Origin of the sequence: Streptomyces sp. IBSNAI002, assembly GCF_052244475.1 — a bacterium.
Lineage (GTDB): Bacteria > Actinomycetota > Actinomycetes > Streptomycetales > Streptomycetaceae > Streptomyces.
This window is the reverse complement of the sequence record NZ_JBQPXG010000002.1, coordinates 4,112,283-4,129,539: the sequence shown is the minus strand read 5'-3', so window position 1 is coordinate 4,129,539 and position 17,257 is coordinate 4,112,283. Positions and strand designations below refer to the sequence as shown.

Sequence of the window (17,257 nt, the reverse complement as noted above, 5' to 3'; positions counted from 1 at the left end):
CGCCGCGCCGCGCCCGGGCGCTCCGCCCCCGGACTCCCCGCCCGGAAGGGGCGCGAAGGGGGACATGCCAAGCTGAGAGGTGTGAGAGACCTTGCCGAAACCGTCGACCGAGCCTTCGCCGCCGCCCTCTACGCCCAGGACGACACCGGGCTGGACACCGGGGCCTCCCTGCTGGTCGCCGAGTCCGGGCGGTGGGCCGGGGTCGGCCGGGAACTGCTGGGGCGCGGGGAGGCGTACGCACGGCAGGGCTGGGAGCGGGGCTGGCGGCCGGCCGACGTGCTCCGGCTGGTCCGCCGGGACCTGGAGGAGCGCCACCTGCGGATCGCCGGGGACGTGATCGCCGCCGAGGCGCGCCGCTACGCCCGGCTCCCGGAGCGCTGGACCGACGCCGAGGTGTGGTGGGGCGAGGACGGCTCGTACGCGGAGCGGCTGGCGCAGCGGGAGCGGACGGACCGGTTCACGCTGGCCACCGCCGTTCTGGAGGTGTTCCGGCTGCTGATCCGGCTGCCGTCGATCGAACCGGTGGGCCCGCTGCCCGGCGACCCGGTGGACGCGCTCGCCGAGCACGCGCACATCGAGCCGCGCATGCTCGGCCGGATCCGCGCGCTGCTCGCGAAGGCCGAGGCGACCACCTACCCGGAGGAGGCGGAGGCGCTCAGCGCCAAGGCCCAGGAACTGATGGCCCGGCACACCGTGGACGAGGCGCTGCTCGCCGCCGGCGCCAAGGGCCCGGCCCAGGTGCCCGGGGCCTGCCGGATCGGTGTGGAGCCGCCGTACGAGGAGGCCAAGGCGGTGCTGCTCGACGCGGTGGCCACCGCCAACCGCTGCCGGGCGGTGTGGAACAGCGGGTTCGAGTTCTCCACGGTGGTCGGCTTCGAGAGCGACCTGGAGGCGGTGGAGCTGCTGTACACCTCGCTGCTGGTGCAGGGCACGGCGGCGATGACCCGCGCGGAGGCGGCGCAGCGCGCGGGCGGACGCAAGCGGACGAAGACCTTCCGGCAGTCCTTCCTGCTCGCGTACGCCAGCCGGCTCGGGCGCCGGCTCGCCGAGACGGCCGAGCACGCGGTGAGCGGGACGGCCGAGCACCTGCCGGCGCTGGTCGCGCGGGACGTGGCGGTCACGTCGAGGGCGGAGGAGATGTTCCCGCGGACGACGACGACACGGTTGCGGGGCGCGAGCGACCACGCGGGGTGGGAGGACGGCACGGCGGCGGCGGACGCCGCACACGTCACGGGCCGCCGCCCCCGCCTGCCCCGCTGACCGGGCCGCGCCCGCCCCGCTGGCCGGGGCCCGGACCGGGCACGTTCCAGCCCCGCCGGCGTTTGAGGCGTGGGGGTTCGGGGGTGGAGCCCCTGACGGCGGCCCGCACCCGGACGGGTTGAACCAGGGCGCACCTGGGCAAAACGGTACGCTCGGCGCCATGAGTTGGCTTCGGGCACTGAAGGACACCGCCCGGGTCGGCATGACGGTCGAGCGGACCCGCCTGGAGCCGCTCGTCGCGCTCCGCGCCACCGCCGGCCTCGCCATCGTCGTCGCCGCCGGCCTCGTCCTCCTCGGGCCGGGCTCGGCGGCCAGTTCCGCCTTCGGCGCCTTCATGGCGGCCATCGCCACCTTCCAGAAGAGCTGGCGCCCGCGCCCCGTCCTCGCCCTCGCCGCCGGGCTGACCCTGGCCGTCTCCACCTTCGTCGGGTACCTCGTCGGGGCCTCGCACACCGGGTTCTTCCTCGCCCTGCTCGCCGTCTGGACCTTCCTCGCGGGCCTGATGTGGGCGGCCGGCCCCACCGCCGGGATCATCGCCTCCGGCAACGTCGCGATCGTGCTCGTCACCGTCACCCTGCCCACCTCCGTGCCGCAGGCCGCCGGCCACGCCGCGATGATCGCCGCCGGCGGGGTCGTCCAGGCGCTGCTGATCGTGCTGTTCCCGGTCCGCCGCTGGGGCGCCCAGCGCGACGCCCTCGCCGACGCGCTCGCCGCCGAGGCCGACTACGCGCGGCGCCTGCGCCAGGACCCCCTCGCGCCCTTCGACCCGCAGCCCCTGATGAGGGCCCGGGCCGCCGCCACCGTGACCGTGCGCCAGGCGCGCCGTCGCCCCGCCGAACTGCACGGCGCGCGCGGGCTCGCCGAGCGCGTGCGGCCCGTGCTGGCCGTGCTCGCCGACCCGGCGGTCGGGGCCCCCGCCGAGGGGCCGGGCCGGGACCGGGTGCGCGAACTGCTCGCCGCCGCCGCGGCCGTGCTGGACGCCGCCGCGCGGGCGATCCGGCACGGGGATCCCGTACGCCTCCCCGCGCCGGCCCTGGCGGTCCTGAAGTCCCCCGACACGGCGGACCTCCTGGCCGGCGCTCCGCTCCGGGCCGCGCGCCGGCTCGCCGCCCTGCTGGACGACGTACTGGAGACGGCCGAGCCCGGATCCGGCCGCACCGCCGATCCCGGCGAGTCGATGCTCAGGCCCACCCTTCCGGGGCTGGTGCCGCTGGTCCTGCGGGCCGTGCGCGCCGAACTGCGCCCGGACTCCCCGGTCCTGCGGCACGCGCTGCGCCTGACCGCGGTGGCCTGCGCGGGCCTGGTGATCGGCCGCGCGCTGCCGTTCGGGCACGCCTACTGGGCGCCCATGGCCTCCGTGATGGTCATGCGGCCGGACTTCACGCAGACCTACTCGCGCGCCGTGGCCCGCTTCGGCGGGACCCTCGTGGGCGTGGCCGTCGCCACCGGCATCGTGCAGCTCGCCCAGCCCGACATGTACCTGTCCGGGTTCCTCGCCGTGCTCAGCGCGGGCCTGATGTACGTCCTGATGCGCACCGGGTACGCCGTCTCGCAGGTCTTCGTCTCCGCCTACGTGGTCTTCCTGCTCGGCATGGGCGGGGTCCGCTGGGACCAGACCGTGCCCGACCGGGTCGCCCTCACCCTGGTCGGCGGACTGCTCGCGATGATCGGCTACGCCCTCTACCCGGCCTGGGAGACCCCGCGGCTGCGGACCCGCCTCGCGGACTGGATCGCGGCCGACGGGCGGTACGCGGCCGCCGTGCTCGGCCAGTACGCCGATCCGGCCGGGGCCCGGCGCGCCGACGTACGGGAGGCCCTGCTGGCCGCCCGCGACGCCCGGGTCGCCTGGCAGGAGGCCCTGGACCGGGCCGCGGGGGAGCCCGTGCGCCACCGCGGCCTGTCCCGCGCGGCCGCCGACGGCGCGGGGGACGCCGTGGCCGCGCTGGGCCGCGGCGCGATGCTCCTGGAGGCCCACCTGCCCGACCGGGCGCACGAGCCGGTGCCCGGTGCGGCCGCCCTGGCGCAGGCGGTGCGGACCGCCACCGAGGCGGGTGCGAAGGCGGTACGGGAGCGCCGGGTCCCGGCATGGGACGAGGTCAGGGCCGTGCTGGCGGACGGGGATGGGCCCGGTCCCGGGCTGCTGCGGGAGGCCGGAGAGCAGCTCTTGGACTCGCTGGACGGGGTGTCGCTGGCCCTGCGCCCCTGAGGGCCTTCCCCGGCCGGACCGCTCTGTGATCAGGGAAGCACCGCGCGTGCACGTGCATCTGCCCATGCATCCGCTTATGAACACAGCTATGATCCGGTGCAGTTGACATCTGCACTATCGGGGGCTTCCTGTGGACCACGCGTACAACGGGATGGCAGCTGCAGAACTCGCTTCCTTGTTTGAGCTGACCTGGCAGAAGAGCAGACACAGCAACTCGCAGGGATCCTGCGTGGAGTTCGCGAAACTGCCCGGCGGCGATGTAGCCATGCGCAACTCGCGCTTTCCGGACGGCCCGGCGCTCGTCTATACGCCGGCCGAGATAGAAGCCCTGCTCCTGGGCGTCAAGGACGGCGAGTTCGATCACCTGATCGGCTGATCTTCTGACGGAACAGCGCACTTCTTCGAGCCATGCACGTGCACTGGCCGGGAATGATCACTGAGATCAGTCCCGGCCAGTCGTCGTGTCAGGGGCGGGTGGTTCCCGGTGGTTCCCGCTCAGTCGTGGAGCAGGAACAGGGCCCAGACCACCTTGCCGGTCAGCCGGCCCGCGAGCGGGTGCCAGCCCCAGCTGTCGCTGTAGGAGTCCACCAGGAACAGCCCGCGGCCGGACTCCAGGTCGCAGTTCTCCTCCGTGCGCTCGGGGGAGAAGGAGCCCCCGGGCCGGTCCTCGCTGGGGTCGCGCACCGCGCAGACCAGCCGGGTGCTCCACCGCATCAGGTGCAGCCGCACCGGCGGCTCCGCCTCGCCCGCGGCGCGCGCGTCCTCGGGCAGGGCATGGCGCAGCGCGTTGGTGACGAGCTCGGAGACGACCAGCGCGACATCGTCGAACCGCTCGTCGAGGCCCCACTGGGACAGGGTGGACCGGCAGAAGGAACGTGCCCCGCGGACGGCTTCCAGGCGGGCGGGCAGAGCGCAGGACGCGGACCCGGACACAGCCGTGGGGTCGACCGGGGGAAGCCCCTGCCGTAACGGCTCGAGCATGGTCGATCCATTCGTCCCCATGCGAGGCACTCCCGGGATTCGCGGACGGGGCGGCGGCCTCGTCCAAAGAGAACTGCGGGGTGGGTCCGGCGCCGGCGCGAAGTGCACGCAGGTGCGCGGGGACCATCGTTCCGAATGGGAGAGCCGGATGCAAGGGCAGATGCACGTGCACGCGCCGGACCTGTCCACTCCCGTGATGGTTCTTGCTCATTTCTTCCTACGCATACTTACGGACTTCTTTTCCGAGAGCCGGGATTCCGTTACAGAACGAGTACGGGCCGATGCGTTTTGGTGGCAGACTGCGGGCCCTGGGGTGCGGGGGCCCCTCGACGCGCACGCATGCCAATTGCGATGGGGAGGGCAGTACTAGTGACCGCAGAAGCGAGCGGTTCCGTGGTGCGCCGCATCCTCCTGGGCTCCCAGCTCAGGCGACTCCGAGAATCCCGCGGCATCACCCGTGAGGCGGCCGGCTACTCGATCCGCGCATCCGAATCGAAGATCAGCCGCTTGGAGTTGGGAAGGGTGAGCTTCAAGGCCAGAGACGTGGAGGACCTCCTCACGCTCTACGGGGTCACGGACAACGCCGAGCGCGAGTCCCTCCTGGGGCTGGTCCGCGAGGCCAACGCGACCGGCTGGTGGCACAGTTACGGCGACGTACTGCCCGGCTGGTTCCAGACCTACATCGGCCTGGAGGGCGCCGCCTCGCTCATCCGCATCTACGAAGTCCAGTTCGTCCACGGCCTGTTGCAGACCGAGGCCTACGCCCACGCCGTCGTCAGCCGGGGCATGCCCGGCGCCACCGCGGCCGAGATCGACCGCCGCGTCGCGCTGCGCCTGGAGCGTCAGAAGGTCCTGGTCTCCGAGAACGCGCCGGTCTTCCACGCCGTCCTCGACGAGGCCGCCCTGCGCCGTCCGTACGGCGACCGCGACGTGATGCGCGGCCAGCTGGAGCACCTCATCGAGGTCTCCCAGCGGCCCAACGTGCAGCTCCAGGTGATGCCCTTCTCCTTCGGCGGCCACGCGGGCGAGAGCGGAGCCTTCACCCTGCTGCGCTTCCCCGAGTCCGACCTCCAGGACATCGTCTATCTGGAACAGCTGACCAGTGCCCTCTACCTGGACAAGGACGAGGAAGTGGGACAGTACGAGCGTGCGATGGAGCGGCTTCAGGCCGATTGCCCCGACGTGGACCGGACGCGGGATCTTCTGCGTGGCCTGCTCCAACTGTCTTGATTCGAACGTACTATGACTCCTGATCAGTGCATGATGACCGATCGGTCTCCGGTGCAGCGCACGGGTGCGCGCTCGCAGTAAGGGATGGCATGTCCATATTCAGCGACCTGGCTCACCAGTACATCGACGGCGAATGGCTGGCCGGTACCGGTTCGTGGGACATCATCGACGTCAACCCCTACAACGGGGAGAAGCTCGCGGCCATCACGGTGGCCACCGTCGAGCAGGTGGACCAGGCCTACCGCGGTGCCGAGCGCGCCCAGCGGGAGTGGGCCGCCACCAGCCCGTACACCAGACGCGCGGTCCTGGAGCGTGCCCTGCGGATCACCGAAGAGCGCGAGAAGGAGATCGTCGAGGCGATGATCGACGAGCTCGGCGGGACCCGTCCCAAGGCCGAGTACGAGATCTACCTCGCCAAGGAGTTCATGCGCGAGGCGATGCAGCTCGCCGTCCGCCCCGAGGGCCGCATCTTCTCCTCGCCCGTCGAGGGCAAGGAGAACCGGGTCCAGAGACTCCCGGTCGGCGTGATCACCGTGATCAGCCCCTTCAACTTCCCGTTCCTGGTCACCCTGAAGTCGGTCGCCCCTGCGCTGGCGCTGGGCAACGCGGTGGTGATCAAGCCGAACCAGAACTCGCCCGTGATCGGCGGCGGGGTCATCGCCAAGATCTTCGAGGACGCGGGGCTGCCGGCCGGACTGCTGAACGTCCTGGTCACCGACATAGCCGAGGTCGGCGACGCGCTCCTGACCCACCCCGTCCCCAAGGTCATCTCCTTCGCGGGCTCGGACCGGGTCGGCCGGCACGTCGGAGCGGTCGCCGCCCGCCACTTCAAGCGCACGGTCCTGGAGCTCAGCGGCAACAGCGCGCTCGTCGTCCTCGACGACGCCGACCTCGACTACGCGGTGGACGCGGCCGTCTTCAGCCGCTTCGTCTACCAGGGCCAGGTCTGCATGGCCGCCAACCGCATCCTGGTCGACGCCTCCGTCGCGGAGGAGTTCACCGAGAAGTTCACCGCCCGCGTGCGCGCCCTGAAGACGGGCGACCCGCACGAGGCCGACACCCACATCGGCCCGCTGATCAACTCCTTCCAGGCCGACGCCCTGACCGCGCTGGTCGACCAGGCCGTGGAATCCGGGGCCCGGGCACTCGTACGCGGGTCTACGCGCGGCAACCTGGTCGAGCCGACCGTGCTCACCGGCCTGCCCGAGGACTCCCCGCTGATGAGCCAGGAGATCTTCGGCCCGGTGGCCCTCCTGGTGGTCTTCGACGGCGAGGACGAGGCGGTCCGGATGACCAACGCCACCCCCTACGGCCTGAGCGGGGCCGTGCACACGCGGGACGTGGAGCGCGGCGTCCGCTTCGCCCAGCGGATCGAGACGGGGATGATCCACGTCAACGACTCGACGATCGGCGACGAGCCGCTGGCCGCCTTCGGCGGCGAGAAGGCCTCGGGCCTGGGCCGGCTGGGCGGCGAGGCCACCGTGGAGGCCTTCACCACCCAGAAGTGGATCTCGGTCCAGCACGGCCGCAGCCGATTCCCTTTCTGACATCCGAAAGGTCCTAGACTCGACCGGGCGTAGTGGAGCCGCCCGGGGGAGTGCAAGTTGAGCAACATACCCGAGACCGGCCGGACCCCTCGGGTCCAGAACCGTCTCGTCGTCATCCAGATCGTGGTCTTCTCGCTGCTGCTCACCCTGGGCGGACGGCTCTGGTACCTCCAGATACGCAATGGCCAGGAGTACACCGACGAGGCCAAGAACAACCACGTCCAGCGGGTGGTCCAGCCCGCCGTGCGCGGCTCGATCCTGGACTCGCGCGGGGTGCCGCTCGCCGACAACGCGACCCACCTGGTGGTCTCCGCCAACCGCACCGAGCTGCTGACCATGAAGGACCGCGGCAAGGCCGTCCTCACGCGCCTCGCGGGCGTCCTGGGCATGGACCCCCAGGAGGTCGTCGACAAGGTCCGGCTCTGCGACTCCAAGACCCCCCAGCCCTGCTGGAACGGCTCGCCGTACCAGCCGATCCCGGTCAGTGACGAGGCCACCACCGAACAGGCCCTCCAGATCCACGAGCACGCCGAGGACTTCCCCGGCATCACCGCCGAGCCCACGGCCATGCGGCGCTACGCCGCGCCCGACGAGGCCAACACCTCCCAGGTGCTCGGCTACCTCTCGCCGGTCACCGACGAGGAGATCGCCAAGGCGAAGAGCTCCGAGTCCCCCTACCTGCGCTCCGACCAGGTGGGGCGCTCCGGCCTGGAGCGCACGTACGACAAGGAGCTGCGCGGCAAGGCGGGCATCACCCGCTACGAGGTCGACAACCTCGGCCGGGTCATCGGGCAGGGCGAGACGGACAAGGCACTGCCCGGCTCGAACGTCGTGACCTCGATCGACTCCCGGGTCCAGGCGGTCGCCGAGCGCGAGCTGGACAACGCGATGATCGAGGCCCGCGACCAGTACGACAAGAACACGCGCAGGAACTACGAGGCCGACTCGGGCGCGGTCGTGGTCATGGAGTCCAGGACGGGCCGGATCGTGGCGATGGCCTCGAACCCGACCTACGACCCGAACGCCTGGGTGGGCGGCATCTCCGCCAAGGACTACGCGTCGCTCACCGACAAGGAGTCGAACTACCCGCTGCTGAACCGGGCGATCCAGGCCCAGGCGGCGCCCGGCTCGATCTTCAAGGTGGTCACCTCGACCGCCGCGGTCAACGCCGGGTACCCGTTCAACAACCGCTACCCCTGCCCCAGCTCGTACTCGGTCGGCAGCCAGACCTTCACGAACTTCGAATCGCAGGGCCACGGCGACATCACGATCGGCCGGGCCCTGGAGGTCTCCTGCGACACGGTCTACTACCTGCTCGCGGACCAGGAGTGGAAGAAGGACGGCGGGATCAACCCGAAGAAGAACCCGAACGACTGGTTCTTCAAGACCGCCCACGAGTTCGGACTGGGCAAGCGCACCGGCATCGACCTGCCGAACGAGGTCCCCGGCCGGGTCCCCGACCGCAAGTGGAAGCAGGACTTCTTCGAGGCGAACAAGGACGCCTGGTGCCGGGACGGCAAGAAGAACGGCAGCTTCGCCGAGCAGATCGCCTACGAGAACTGCCGCCAGGGCAACCAGATGCGCGAGGGCGACGCGATCAACTACTCGATCGGGCAGGGCGACACCCTCGTCACCCCGGTCCAGATGGCCTCCGTCTACGCGGCCATCGCCAACGGCGGCACGCTGCACCAGCCCAGCGTCGGCAAGGCGATCGTCAGCGCCGACGGGACCTCGGTCCGGGAGATCGCGCCGAAGGAGCAGGGCAGGCTCCCGATGGACGCCAAGACCCGGAACAACATCAACGAGGCCCTCGCCGGGGTGGCCACCTCGGGCAGCGCCGCCTGGCGGTTCGGCGGCTGGCCGCAGAAGCAGATCCCGATGCACGCCAAGACCGGCACCGCCGAGGTCCAGGGCAAGCAGACCACCTCGTGGTTCGCCTCCTACACCGAGGACTACACGATCGTCATGACGATCTCCCAGGGCGGCACCGGCTCGGGCGCCTCGGGGCCGGCGGTCCGAAAGATCTACGAAGCGATGTACGGCCTCGACCCGACGGGGAAGCAGGACCTGTCCAAGGCCCTGCTGCCGAAGCCGGCCACCGCGCTGCCCGCGATTCGCCCGGACGGGGAAATCTCCCCGCACTGAGGCTGCATCTAGGACAGGAGCTGACCGCGATGCTCCGTAGCGTGTGAGGTGTCGGGGGGAGCGGCTCCCCGGCACCCCACAGAAGGCGGTCGGTCATGGCACAGATTTCCACCGAGGTCCTCGGCGACGAGCGCGGCACGCTCCTCGCCTTCGTCGAGGCCCAGCGGGCGGCCCTGCGCGCATCGGTGCTCGGGCTGACCGACGAGCAGGCCGCGAGCCGCCCCAGCGCCAGCGAGCTGTCCCTGTCCGGGCTGCTCAAGCACGCGGCCGAGGTCGAGCTCAACTGGCTGCGGCTGGCCCAGCAGCAGCCCAACGAGCGGCAGCGCAGCGCGGAGACCTGGGGCGAGGCCTTCCAGCTCGTCGACGGCGAGTCCATCCCCTCCGTCCTGGCCATGTGGGAAGGGGTCGGCGAGGAGCTGGAGGACTTCGTCCGGGCCCTGCCCAGCCTCGACGAGGTGTTCCCGCTGCCTCCGGCTCCCTGGTTCCCCCAGGACGCCAAGGTCTCGATGCGCTGGATGCTCCTGCACCTGGTGGAGGAGTACGCCCGGCACGCGGGCCACGCGGACATCCTCCGCGAGAGCATCGACGGCACCAAGGCCATGGGCTGAGCGGGGCCCTGAGCGGGGCTTAGTAGCCTGGCCCCATGTCAGCGATCCGGCTTCTCGTCCTCGGCGCCGTCCGTCAGCACGGGCGGGCGCACGGGTACCAGGTGCGCAACGACCTCGAGTTCTGGGGCGCGCACGAGTGGTCCAACACCAAGCCCGGATCGATCTACCACGCGCTGAAGCAGATGGCGAAGCAGGGCGTCCTGCACGCGCACGAGGTGGCGCCCAGCGCCGCCGGCGGGCCGCCGCGCACCGAGTACGAGGTCACGGACGCGGGGCGCGCCGAGTACTTCAGGCTGCTGCGCGAGGCCCTGGCGGCGTACGACCAGAAGACGGACGTGCTGTCCGCGGCGATCGGATTCATGGTCGATCTGCCGCGGGCCGAGGTCCTGGAACTGCTCGGTGAGCGGCTGTCGAAGCTGGCGGGCTGGCGGTCGTCGGTGACGGACTACTACGAGCCGGAGGCCGGCCCCGGGCAACTGGGGCACATCGGCGAGATCATGCACATGTGGGTCCACTCCGCGGACGCCGAGGCGGAGTGGACGCGGGGGCTGATCGCTCGGATCGAGGGCGGCGCGTACTCCTTCGCGGGCGAGGGCGGGGAGCCGTTCGTGGGGGTCCTGGCGGACGGCGAGGAGAACCCGTACGCGCAGTCCGGCCCGTCGGCCCCGTCCTGCCCGTAGTCGACGGCCGCTCGGAGCATGATTTCTAATCAAGTTTGACTAGCCGCTCGCGGGGCACTACCTTGCAGGTCGCTAATCAAGTTTGACTAGCGAGGACGAGTAAGGAGTCGGTCGCGTTGGCGATCTCCCTCGAAGGTGTCCACAAGCGGTACGGCGACAAGCACGCCCTGGCCGGGCTCGACCTGGAAGTGGCCCCCGGCACGGTCCACGCGGTGCTCGGCCCCAACGGGGCCGGCAAGACCACGGCCGTGCGGATCATGAGCACCCTGCTGCGCCCCGACGAGGGCGTGGTGCGGGTGGCGGGTCTCGACGTACGGACCGACGCGGCGGCCGTCCGCTCCCGGATCGGGCTCCTCGGCCAGCACGCCGCGCTCGACGAGGATCTGGACGGGCGGCAGAACCTGGAGATGTTCGGCCGCCTCTACCACCTGGGCGCGCGCCGGGCCGGACTGCGGGCGGACGAGCTGCTCGAGGGCTTCGGCCTCTCGGACACCGGCCGCAAGCCGGTGAAGAAGTACAGCGGCGGCATGCGCCGCCGCCTCGACCTCGCGGCGTCCCTGATCACGGACCCCGAGGTGCTGTTCCTGGACGAGCCGACCACCGGCCTCGACCCGCGCGGCCGCGCCGAGGTGTGGAGCGCGGTCCGCTCCCTGGTCGGCGGCGGCACGACCGTCCTGCTGACCACGCAGTACCTGGAGGAGGCCGACCAGCTGGCCGACCGCATCGCGCTGATCGATGCCGGACGGGTGGCCCGGGAGGGCACGGCGGACGAGCTGAAGGCGCTGGTCGGGGCCGACCGGATCGTCGTCGTCCTGGGGGACCCGGCGCGGCTGGCCGAGGCCGCGGCGCTGCTCCCGGACCCGTCGGTGGACCCGGACTCCTCGACGCTCAGCTTCCCCGTGGAGGACCGGATGGCGGGCCTGGCCCTGACCCTGCGGGCGCTGGAGGGCGCCGGCATCGAGGCGGAGGACCTCGGGGTCCGGCGGCCCACGCTGGACGAGGTCTTCCTGCACCTGACGGACGCGTCCGGCCGCGAGGAGGTGGCGGCATGAGTGCCACGTGGGCGGTCTCGGACTCCTGGACGATGACCCGGCGCGAGCTGGCGCACTGGGCGCGGCAGCCGGTGCAGGTGGTCGTCGGACTGGTCTTCCCGGTGATGCTGCTGCTGATGTTCGGATTCCTGGTGGGCGGCGGCCGCGGGATCGACGGCGAGTACGTCGAGTTCCTGGTGCCCGGGATGTTCGCGCTGACCATGGCCTTCGGGCTGGAGTCGACGATGACGGCCGTCACCCGGGACCTGGAGAAGGGGGTCATCGACCGGTTCCGGGCCATGCCGATGTCCTCCTCGGCGGTCCTGGTCGGCCGCAGCATCGCCGACATGATCCAGTCGGCCGTGGGCCTCGTGGTCCTGGCGGGGGTCGGGCTGCTGCTCGGCTGGCGCTGGCACGGCTCGCCGGCGGCCGCGCTGGCGGCCTTCGCGCTGCTCCTGCTGCTGCGCTTCGCGATGCTGTGGATCGGGATCCACCTGGGCATGGTCGCGGGCCGGCCGGAGCTGGTGCAGGCGGTGCAGATCCTGGTGTGGCCGGTGGGCTTCCTGTCCAACGCCTTCGCCACCCCGCAGTCCATGCCGGGCTGGCTGGGGGCCGTGGTCGAATGGAATCCGATGTCGGCGACGGCGACGGCGGTCCGCGACCTGTTCGGCAACCCGGCGGCGGCCTCCGCCCCGGCCGGGGAGCCGGTGAGCTGGGCCTTCGAGCACGCCGGCCTGCTGGCCGTCGGCTGGCCGCTCCTGCTGCTGGCGGTCTTCTTCCCGCTGGCGGTGCGCCGCTTCAGGGGCCTGAGCACGTAGCCGTCCCGGCGGACTTGCACCTCACGCGGCGTGAGGGCCCACAGTGAAGGGCGTACCCGACCGGAACGAGGAGGGAGGCGGACATGGGCTACTCCGTGGGCCAGGTCGCCGGATTCGCCGGAGTCACGGTGCGCACCCTGCACCACTACGACGAGATCGGGCTGCTCTCGCCGAGCGGCCGCAGCCACGCGGGTCACCGGCGCTACGGCGACGCGGACCTGGACCGGCTGCAGCGGATCCTGTTCTACCGGGAGCTCGGCTTCCCCCTCGACGAGGTCGCGGTCCTGCTGGACGATCCGGAATCCGATCCGCGGGAGCATCTGCGCCGGCAGCATGCCCTGCTGACCGACCGGATCGCCCGGCTCCAGCAGATGGCCAAGGCCGTTGAGCACGCCATGGAGGCGAAGAAGATGGGCATCAACCTCACGCCCGAGGAGAAGTTCGAGGTCTTCGGGGACCACGACCCCGAGCAGTACGACCAGGAGGCGCGGGAGCGGTGGGGCGGCACCGACGCCTACGCCGAGTCGCGGCGCCGGGCGGCCTCGTACACGAAGGACGACTGGCAGCGGATCCAGGACCAGTCCGCCGAGTGGGGCATCCGCTACGCGGCCCTCATGGAGGACGGCGGGCCCGCCGAGGGCGAGCGCGCCATGGACCTGGCCGAGGAGCACCGGCTCCACATCACCACCTGGTTCTACGACTGCCCGTACGAGATGCACACCTGCCTCGGGGAGATGTACGTCGCGGACGAGCGCTTCAAGGCGTTCTACGAGGCCCTGCGGCCGGGTCTCGCCGAGCACCTGCGGGACGCCATCCTGGCCAACGCCGTGCGCAAGGCGTAGCCGAAACGTCACGCACCCGACCCCCTCCGGGAACTGGAACCGGGAGGGGGTCGTGTGCGTTGATAATTGAGACCGCCTTTACCTTGCCCGCAACCGCCTGCTGCCCCCGGCACGCCCCCCGATCCAGGAGAGTCCGGAACCCGTGTACACGATTGCGCTCGGCCCTGAGTGGCTGTCCCCGGACTATCTGATCTCGCACTTCGGACTGATCGGCATCCTGGTCATCGTCTTCGCGGAGTCGGGACTCTTCGCGTTCCTGCCCGGTGACTCGCTGCTGTTCACCGCGGGTCTGCTGGTCGCGGACGGCCAATACATCACGCAGCCGCTGTGGCTGGTCTGCACGCTGATCGTGGCCGCCGCGATCATCGGCGACCAGGTCGGCTACATGATCGGCAAGTACTTCGGGCCGAAGCTCTTCAACCGTCCGAACTCCAAGCTCTTCAAGCGGGAGAACCTCGACAAGGCGCACGAGTTCATGGACCGGCACGGCCCCAAGGCCATCGTGCTGGCCCGCTTCGTGCCGATCATCCGCACCTTCGCGCCGATGGTCGCGGGCGCCGGCACGATGAAGTACCGCACCTTCCTGACCTACAACATCATCGGCGGCATCGGCTGGGGCGCCGGCGTCACGATCGCGGGCTACTGGCTCGGCCAGATCGAGTTCATCAAGACGAACGTCGAGCCGATCCTGGTGGGCATCGTCCTGATCTCGGTGATCCCGGTGGTCTTCGAGGTGCTCAAGGCCCGCAAGGAGAGCAAGGCCGCGGCCGCCCAGGCCCCGCTCGACGCCGAGGGCCAGGCCCCGGGCCAGCGCGGCCGCCACGCGAAGCGCTAGGCCGTCCCGGCCGTCCCGTACCGCCCGTACGCCCCGGAACCCCGCGAGGGGTCCCGGGGCGTACGCGTCGGCCCCCTCCGGCCCCCCTCCGGCCCCCCTCCGGCCCCTCAGAAGCCGCGGGTGCGCTTGGCGGCGCGGCGCTTGGCCGCGCTGGCCGCCCCCGGGATCCGCATGAACAGGCGGGAGGCCTCCGAGCCCAGGTTGACGCCGATCGCGATGGCGAGGGCGATGGCCGCGGCGTTCACGAGCGAGGCGAGGCCCTCGTTCAGCCGGTTCTCGGCGATCAGCAGCAGCCCGTAGTACGTCGCCGAACCCGGTAGCAGCGGCCCGATGGCCGCGGTCGTGTACGGCAGGGCGGAGGCGAAGCGGTAGCGGGAGAAGAGCTGCCCGAACAGGCCGACCAGCCCGGCGGCGATGGCGGTGGACGGGACCGGCGGGATCTGGCCCGCGTAGTGAAGGGCCCCGAAGGTCACCCAGGCCACCGCGCCGTTCAGCGTCACGATCCACACGGTGGAACGTTCCTGCTGGAGGAGGACCGCGAAGGTGAACACCAGCACCATCGAGGCCGCGATCTGGATCAGCGGCCGCTGCTGGATCTGCAGGACCTCCTCCGGCCGCGGGGAGGCGTCGAACTGCAGGCCGATGTACAGCACGACCAGCACGCCCATGATGATGCCGATGAAGAGGTACATGACCTCCAGCAGCCGGGCGGAGGCGGTGATGTAGTAGCCGGTCAGCCCGTCCTGCACCGCCGCGACCAGGGCCCGTCCGGGCAGCAGCGCGAAGAGCCCGCCGGTGATCACGGCGGAGGCCTTGACGTCGATCCCCGTCATGTTGAGCGCCACCCCGATCGCGGCCGGCGGCATCGCGGCGACCACGAACTGGTAGAACTCCGGCAGCCCGCGCCCGGCGCACAGCCAGGCCAGCCGGTCGCCGAGGACCGCCCCGAGGGCGGCCGCGATGAAGACCAGCACCCCGCCGCCGACCAGCGTGGAAGCCGCCCCGGCGAGCAGTCCGGCGGCGGCCGTGAGCATCCAGCCGGGGTACGGGTGGCGGTTGCGGCGGATCTCGGCGAGGCGCCGGTAGGCCTCCTCCAGCGAGACGTCGATCTCGTGGGCGCTGATGTCGTCCACGAGGCGGAAGACGGCGGAGAGCCGGTTGTAGTCGGTGCCCCGGCGGCGCACGGTCCGGTTCGCCGACACCGGGTCGTCCACCAGCGAGGGCTGGTGGGTGATCGACAGCATGGTGAAGGTGACCGTGGGCTCGCAGCGGTCCAGCCCGTAGGAGCGGGCCACCGCGAACATGGCGGCCTCCACGTCCTCGGCGCCCTCGCCGCCGGCGAGCAGGAGCTCGCCGATGCGCAGGGTCAGGTCGAGCACGCGGCCCACGGCGGGCCCGGTCTCGGCCGTCCGCTGCACCAGGTCCGGCACGGGCCGCACGTCCACCGGCATGCGCAGCATCGTGCGCATGCGGTCCTGCCAGGGGGACTCCTTCAGCCGGGCGATGGGGAAGCCCTGGCCGGGCGTGTAGGCGGGCGGGGAGTGCGCGGCGCTGTACGTGGCCGGGTTCGCGAAGGCCGAGCCCTCGGGCTCGGGCTGCACCGGCTCCGCGCCCGCCGGGAGCGCGAACTCCGAGGTGGGCTGATCGTCCTCCGGAGCCTCGGGCTCCATCCCGGGCGGCGGTGTGAAGGCGCTGTGCGCCTCGTCGGACTGGGGCTTGCGGTCCTCCACCCCATCGGCTTCCGCCACGCGCCCTCCAGCTCCGCGATCACCTGCCGTATCAGTATGCGGAACCGTTTCCTCCCCGGCGACGCCGCGTCCCTCCCGCCGCCGGCCGTTCCTCTACCCGCCCTGCCCCGGTTCCCCGGGTCTACGCCCCGGCCCCCGTCGCGGGGCTGCGGGGGCCCATGGGGCACGGGGCCGGACGTGACAGCGGGCGGCACCCCGTCGAGGGGTGCCGCCCGCTGTCGAGCCCGAGGGGCCGGGGGAGGTCCCCGCCGGCCCGCTCACCGGCGGAGCCTAGTGGTGGCCGCCCTGCGCCTCGAGGCGCTTGTACGAGGCCTCGATCTCGGCCTCGGCCTCGGTACGGCCGACCCAGTTCGCGCCCTCGACCGACTTGCCCGGCTCCAGGTCCTTGTAGACCTCGAATTGTTGCGCTGACCTGCGGCTACGTCCAATCGTTGGCTGAGCTGCGCGTGGGTGGTGGTTGATGGTGGTCGAAGGTGCCCCCTGGCGGTCGTCCCACGGCCCGGAGACGGCCCGGCCCGGGGCCCCAGGACTCGCAGTGCGTCCGGACGCGTGAACGCTGACGGACGGGGCTGTATCAGACGGACTGAGACGAAAACTCACCCTTGGCGTAGCGTCGGGGTGTGCTGGCGAACATGCCCGCGTCGAGCCGAAGATCCGTGACCAGAAGGCGTCCGGGATCGGCCTGCTGCGCTCCCGCGAGCTGGATGTGAACGCCGCCTGGCTCACCGCCACCACCCTCGCCGCTGACCTCAGCTGCTGATTTCAGCTCCTCGCCCTCGACCTGGCCAAAGCCACCCCCAAGACCCTGCGCTACGGCATCCTCCACGTCCCCGCCCGCCTCGTCAGAGGCCAGCGCAGACGCCGCCGTGCAACTCCCCGACACCTGGCCCTGGAACACGGCGATCATCCGCTCCTTCGAACGGATCATCGCCTTGCCCCACCCCACCTGAGCAGCACGAGGGGGGCTACCCGCAAGCCCTGGGCCCGTGGAACCCGGCGTCCTCCGGCACGCCAGTCGACGCGCACCCCTGACCAGAACCGTCCCCGGACAGGCATCAACGCGACATCACGGACGCAAGATCAACCGGCTACTGCCGTGAAACAACGAGGCTGGAACCGGTAAGGAACCGCTGGAACACCAATCCTGCGCGCGGCTGAAGACCCTTCGGAACGCGCATCACGCGTCTGCGCCCTGCCGGCGCGACGGCCTCTTGGGGTGCCCCAAGTGCTGACTGTATGGCTCTGCCGCGCTGTATCACCCGCGCGTTTACTGGTCCGCATATCGGCGATTACCGCCCGAAGAACCGTATCTCCAATGGCCGATCA

Annotated in this window: 14 protein-coding genes and 2 pseudogenes; 12 read left to right on the top strand and 4 right to left on the bottom strand. The window is 71.5% G+C overall.

The window, feature by feature from the left end; genetic code table 11:
• Positions 1-81: 81 nt before the first annotated feature.
• The 3 genes from ACTVZO_RS19905 to ACTVZO_RS19895 all read left to right on the top strand — a co-directional run bounded on the left by ACTVZO_RS19905 (position 82) and on the right by ACTVZO_RS19895 (position 3,842).
• Complete coding sequence (locus tag ACTVZO_RS19905; protein ID WP_443299676.1) at positions 82-1,260, top strand: DUF2786 domain-containing protein; 1,179 nt, start codon at positions 82-84, stop codon at positions 1,258-1,260.
• Positions 1,261-1,420: 160 nt separating this feature from the next.
• Positions 1,421-3,466 carry an FUSC family protein gene (locus ACTVZO_RS19900; RefSeq protein WP_443299675.1) on the top strand — a complete coding sequence of 682 codons (2,046 nt, stop codon included), beginning with the start codon at positions 1,421-1,423 and terminating at the stop codon, positions 3,464-3,466.
• A 130-nt stretch (positions 3,467-3,596) separates the two neighbouring features.
• Positions 3,597-3,842: a DUF397 domain-containing protein gene (locus ACTVZO_RS19895; RefSeq protein WP_030656519.1), complete on the top strand. Its 246-nt coding sequence runs from the start codon at positions 3,597-3,599 to the stop codon at positions 3,840-3,842.
• A 119-nt stretch (positions 3,843-3,961) separates the two neighbouring features.
• On the opposite strand, the gene ACTVZO_RS19890 is transcribed toward ACTVZO_RS19895, so the two are convergent.
• On the bottom strand, positions 3,962-4,468 hold the full coding sequence (locus ACTVZO_RS19890) for an ATP-binding protein (RefSeq protein ID WP_443299674.1): 507 nt from the start codon (positions 4,466-4,468) through the stop codon (positions 3,962-3,964).
• Between the two features lie 330 nt (positions 4,469-4,798).
• Here ACTVZO_RS19890 and ACTVZO_RS19885 point away from each other — a divergent pair, with 330 nt between their 5' ends.
• The 9 genes and pseudogenes from ACTVZO_RS19885 (at position 4,799) to ACTVZO_RS19845 (ending at position 14,183) form a co-directional block, all read left to right on the top strand.
• Positions 4,799-5,677, top strand: a complete 879-nt coding sequence (locus ACTVZO_RS19885) for a helix-turn-helix domain-containing protein (RefSeq protein ID WP_384229075.1) — start codon at positions 4,799-4,801, stop codon at positions 5,675-5,677.
• Positions 5,678-5,766: 89 nt separating this feature from the next.
• Positions 5,767-7,224 (top strand): aldehyde dehydrogenase family protein, encoded by a 1,458-nt coding sequence (locus ACTVZO_RS19880; RefSeq protein WP_443299673.1) that lies wholly within the window; start codon positions 5,767-5,769, stop codon positions 7,222-7,224.
• Positions 7,225-7,281: 57 nt separating this feature from the next.
• A pseudogene (gene mrdA, locus ACTVZO_RS19875) lies at positions 7,282-9,357 on the top strand (penicillin-binding protein 2); the annotation flags it as partial.
• A gap of 107 nt (positions 9,358-9,464) precedes the next feature.
• Positions 9,465-9,977, top strand: coding sequence for a DinB family protein (locus ACTVZO_RS19870; RefSeq protein WP_443299672.1), 513 nt, complete (start codon positions 9,465-9,467; stop codon positions 9,975-9,977).
• 35 nt (positions 9,978-10,012) lie between these two features.
• Positions 10,013-10,657, top strand: a complete 645-nt coding sequence (locus ACTVZO_RS19865) for a PadR family transcriptional regulator (RefSeq protein ID WP_443299671.1) — start codon at positions 10,013-10,015, stop codon at positions 10,655-10,657.
• 116 nt (positions 10,658-10,773) lie between these two features.
• Positions 10,774-11,709 carry an ATP-binding cassette domain-containing protein gene (locus ACTVZO_RS19860; protein ID WP_443299670.1) on the top strand — a complete coding sequence of 312 codons (936 nt, stop codon included), beginning with the start codon at positions 10,774-10,776 and terminating at the stop codon, positions 11,707-11,709.
• Positions 11,706-12,506 (top strand): ABC transporter permease, encoded by an 801-nt coding sequence (locus ACTVZO_RS19855; protein ID WP_443299669.1) that lies wholly within the window; start codon positions 11,706-11,708, stop codon positions 12,504-12,506. Before ACTVZO_RS19860 ends, ACTVZO_RS19855 begins: the two co-directional genes overlap by 4 nt.
• An 83-nt stretch (positions 12,507-12,589) precedes the next feature.
• A complete protein-coding gene (locus ACTVZO_RS19850) occupies positions 12,590-13,348 on the top strand; it encodes a MerR family transcriptional regulator (protein ID WP_443299668.1) in 759 nt (252 codons plus the stop codon).
• Positions 13,349-13,490: 142 nt separating this feature from the next.
• Entirely contained in the window at positions 13,491-14,183 is a 693-nt protein-coding gene (locus tag ACTVZO_RS19845) for a DedA family protein (protein WP_443299667.1), read from the top strand.
• 107 nt (positions 14,184-14,290) lie between these two features.
• On the opposite strand, the gene ACTVZO_RS19840 is transcribed toward ACTVZO_RS19845, so the two are convergent.
• The 3 genes and pseudogenes from ACTVZO_RS19840 to ACTVZO_RS19830 all read right to left on the bottom strand — a co-directional run bounded on the left by ACTVZO_RS19840 (position 14,291) and on the right by ACTVZO_RS19830 (position 16,859).
• Complete coding sequence (locus ACTVZO_RS19840; RefSeq protein ID WP_443299666.1) at positions 14,291-15,931, bottom strand: threonine/serine ThrE exporter family protein; 1,641 nt, start codon at positions 15,929-15,931, stop codon at positions 14,291-14,293.
• A 270-nt stretch (positions 15,932-16,201) separates the two neighbouring features.
• Positions 16,202-16,330: pseudogene (locus ACTVZO_RS19835) on the bottom strand (inorganic diphosphatase); the annotation flags it as partial.
• Between the two features lie 175 nt (positions 16,331-16,505).
• The gene (locus tag ACTVZO_RS19830; RefSeq protein WP_443299665.1) at positions 16,506-16,859 is read right to left on the bottom strand and encodes a hypothetical protein; all 354 of its coding nucleotides are present in this window, start codon (positions 16,857-16,859) and stop codon (positions 16,506-16,508) included.
• Positions 16,860-17,257 lie beyond the last annotated feature (398 nt).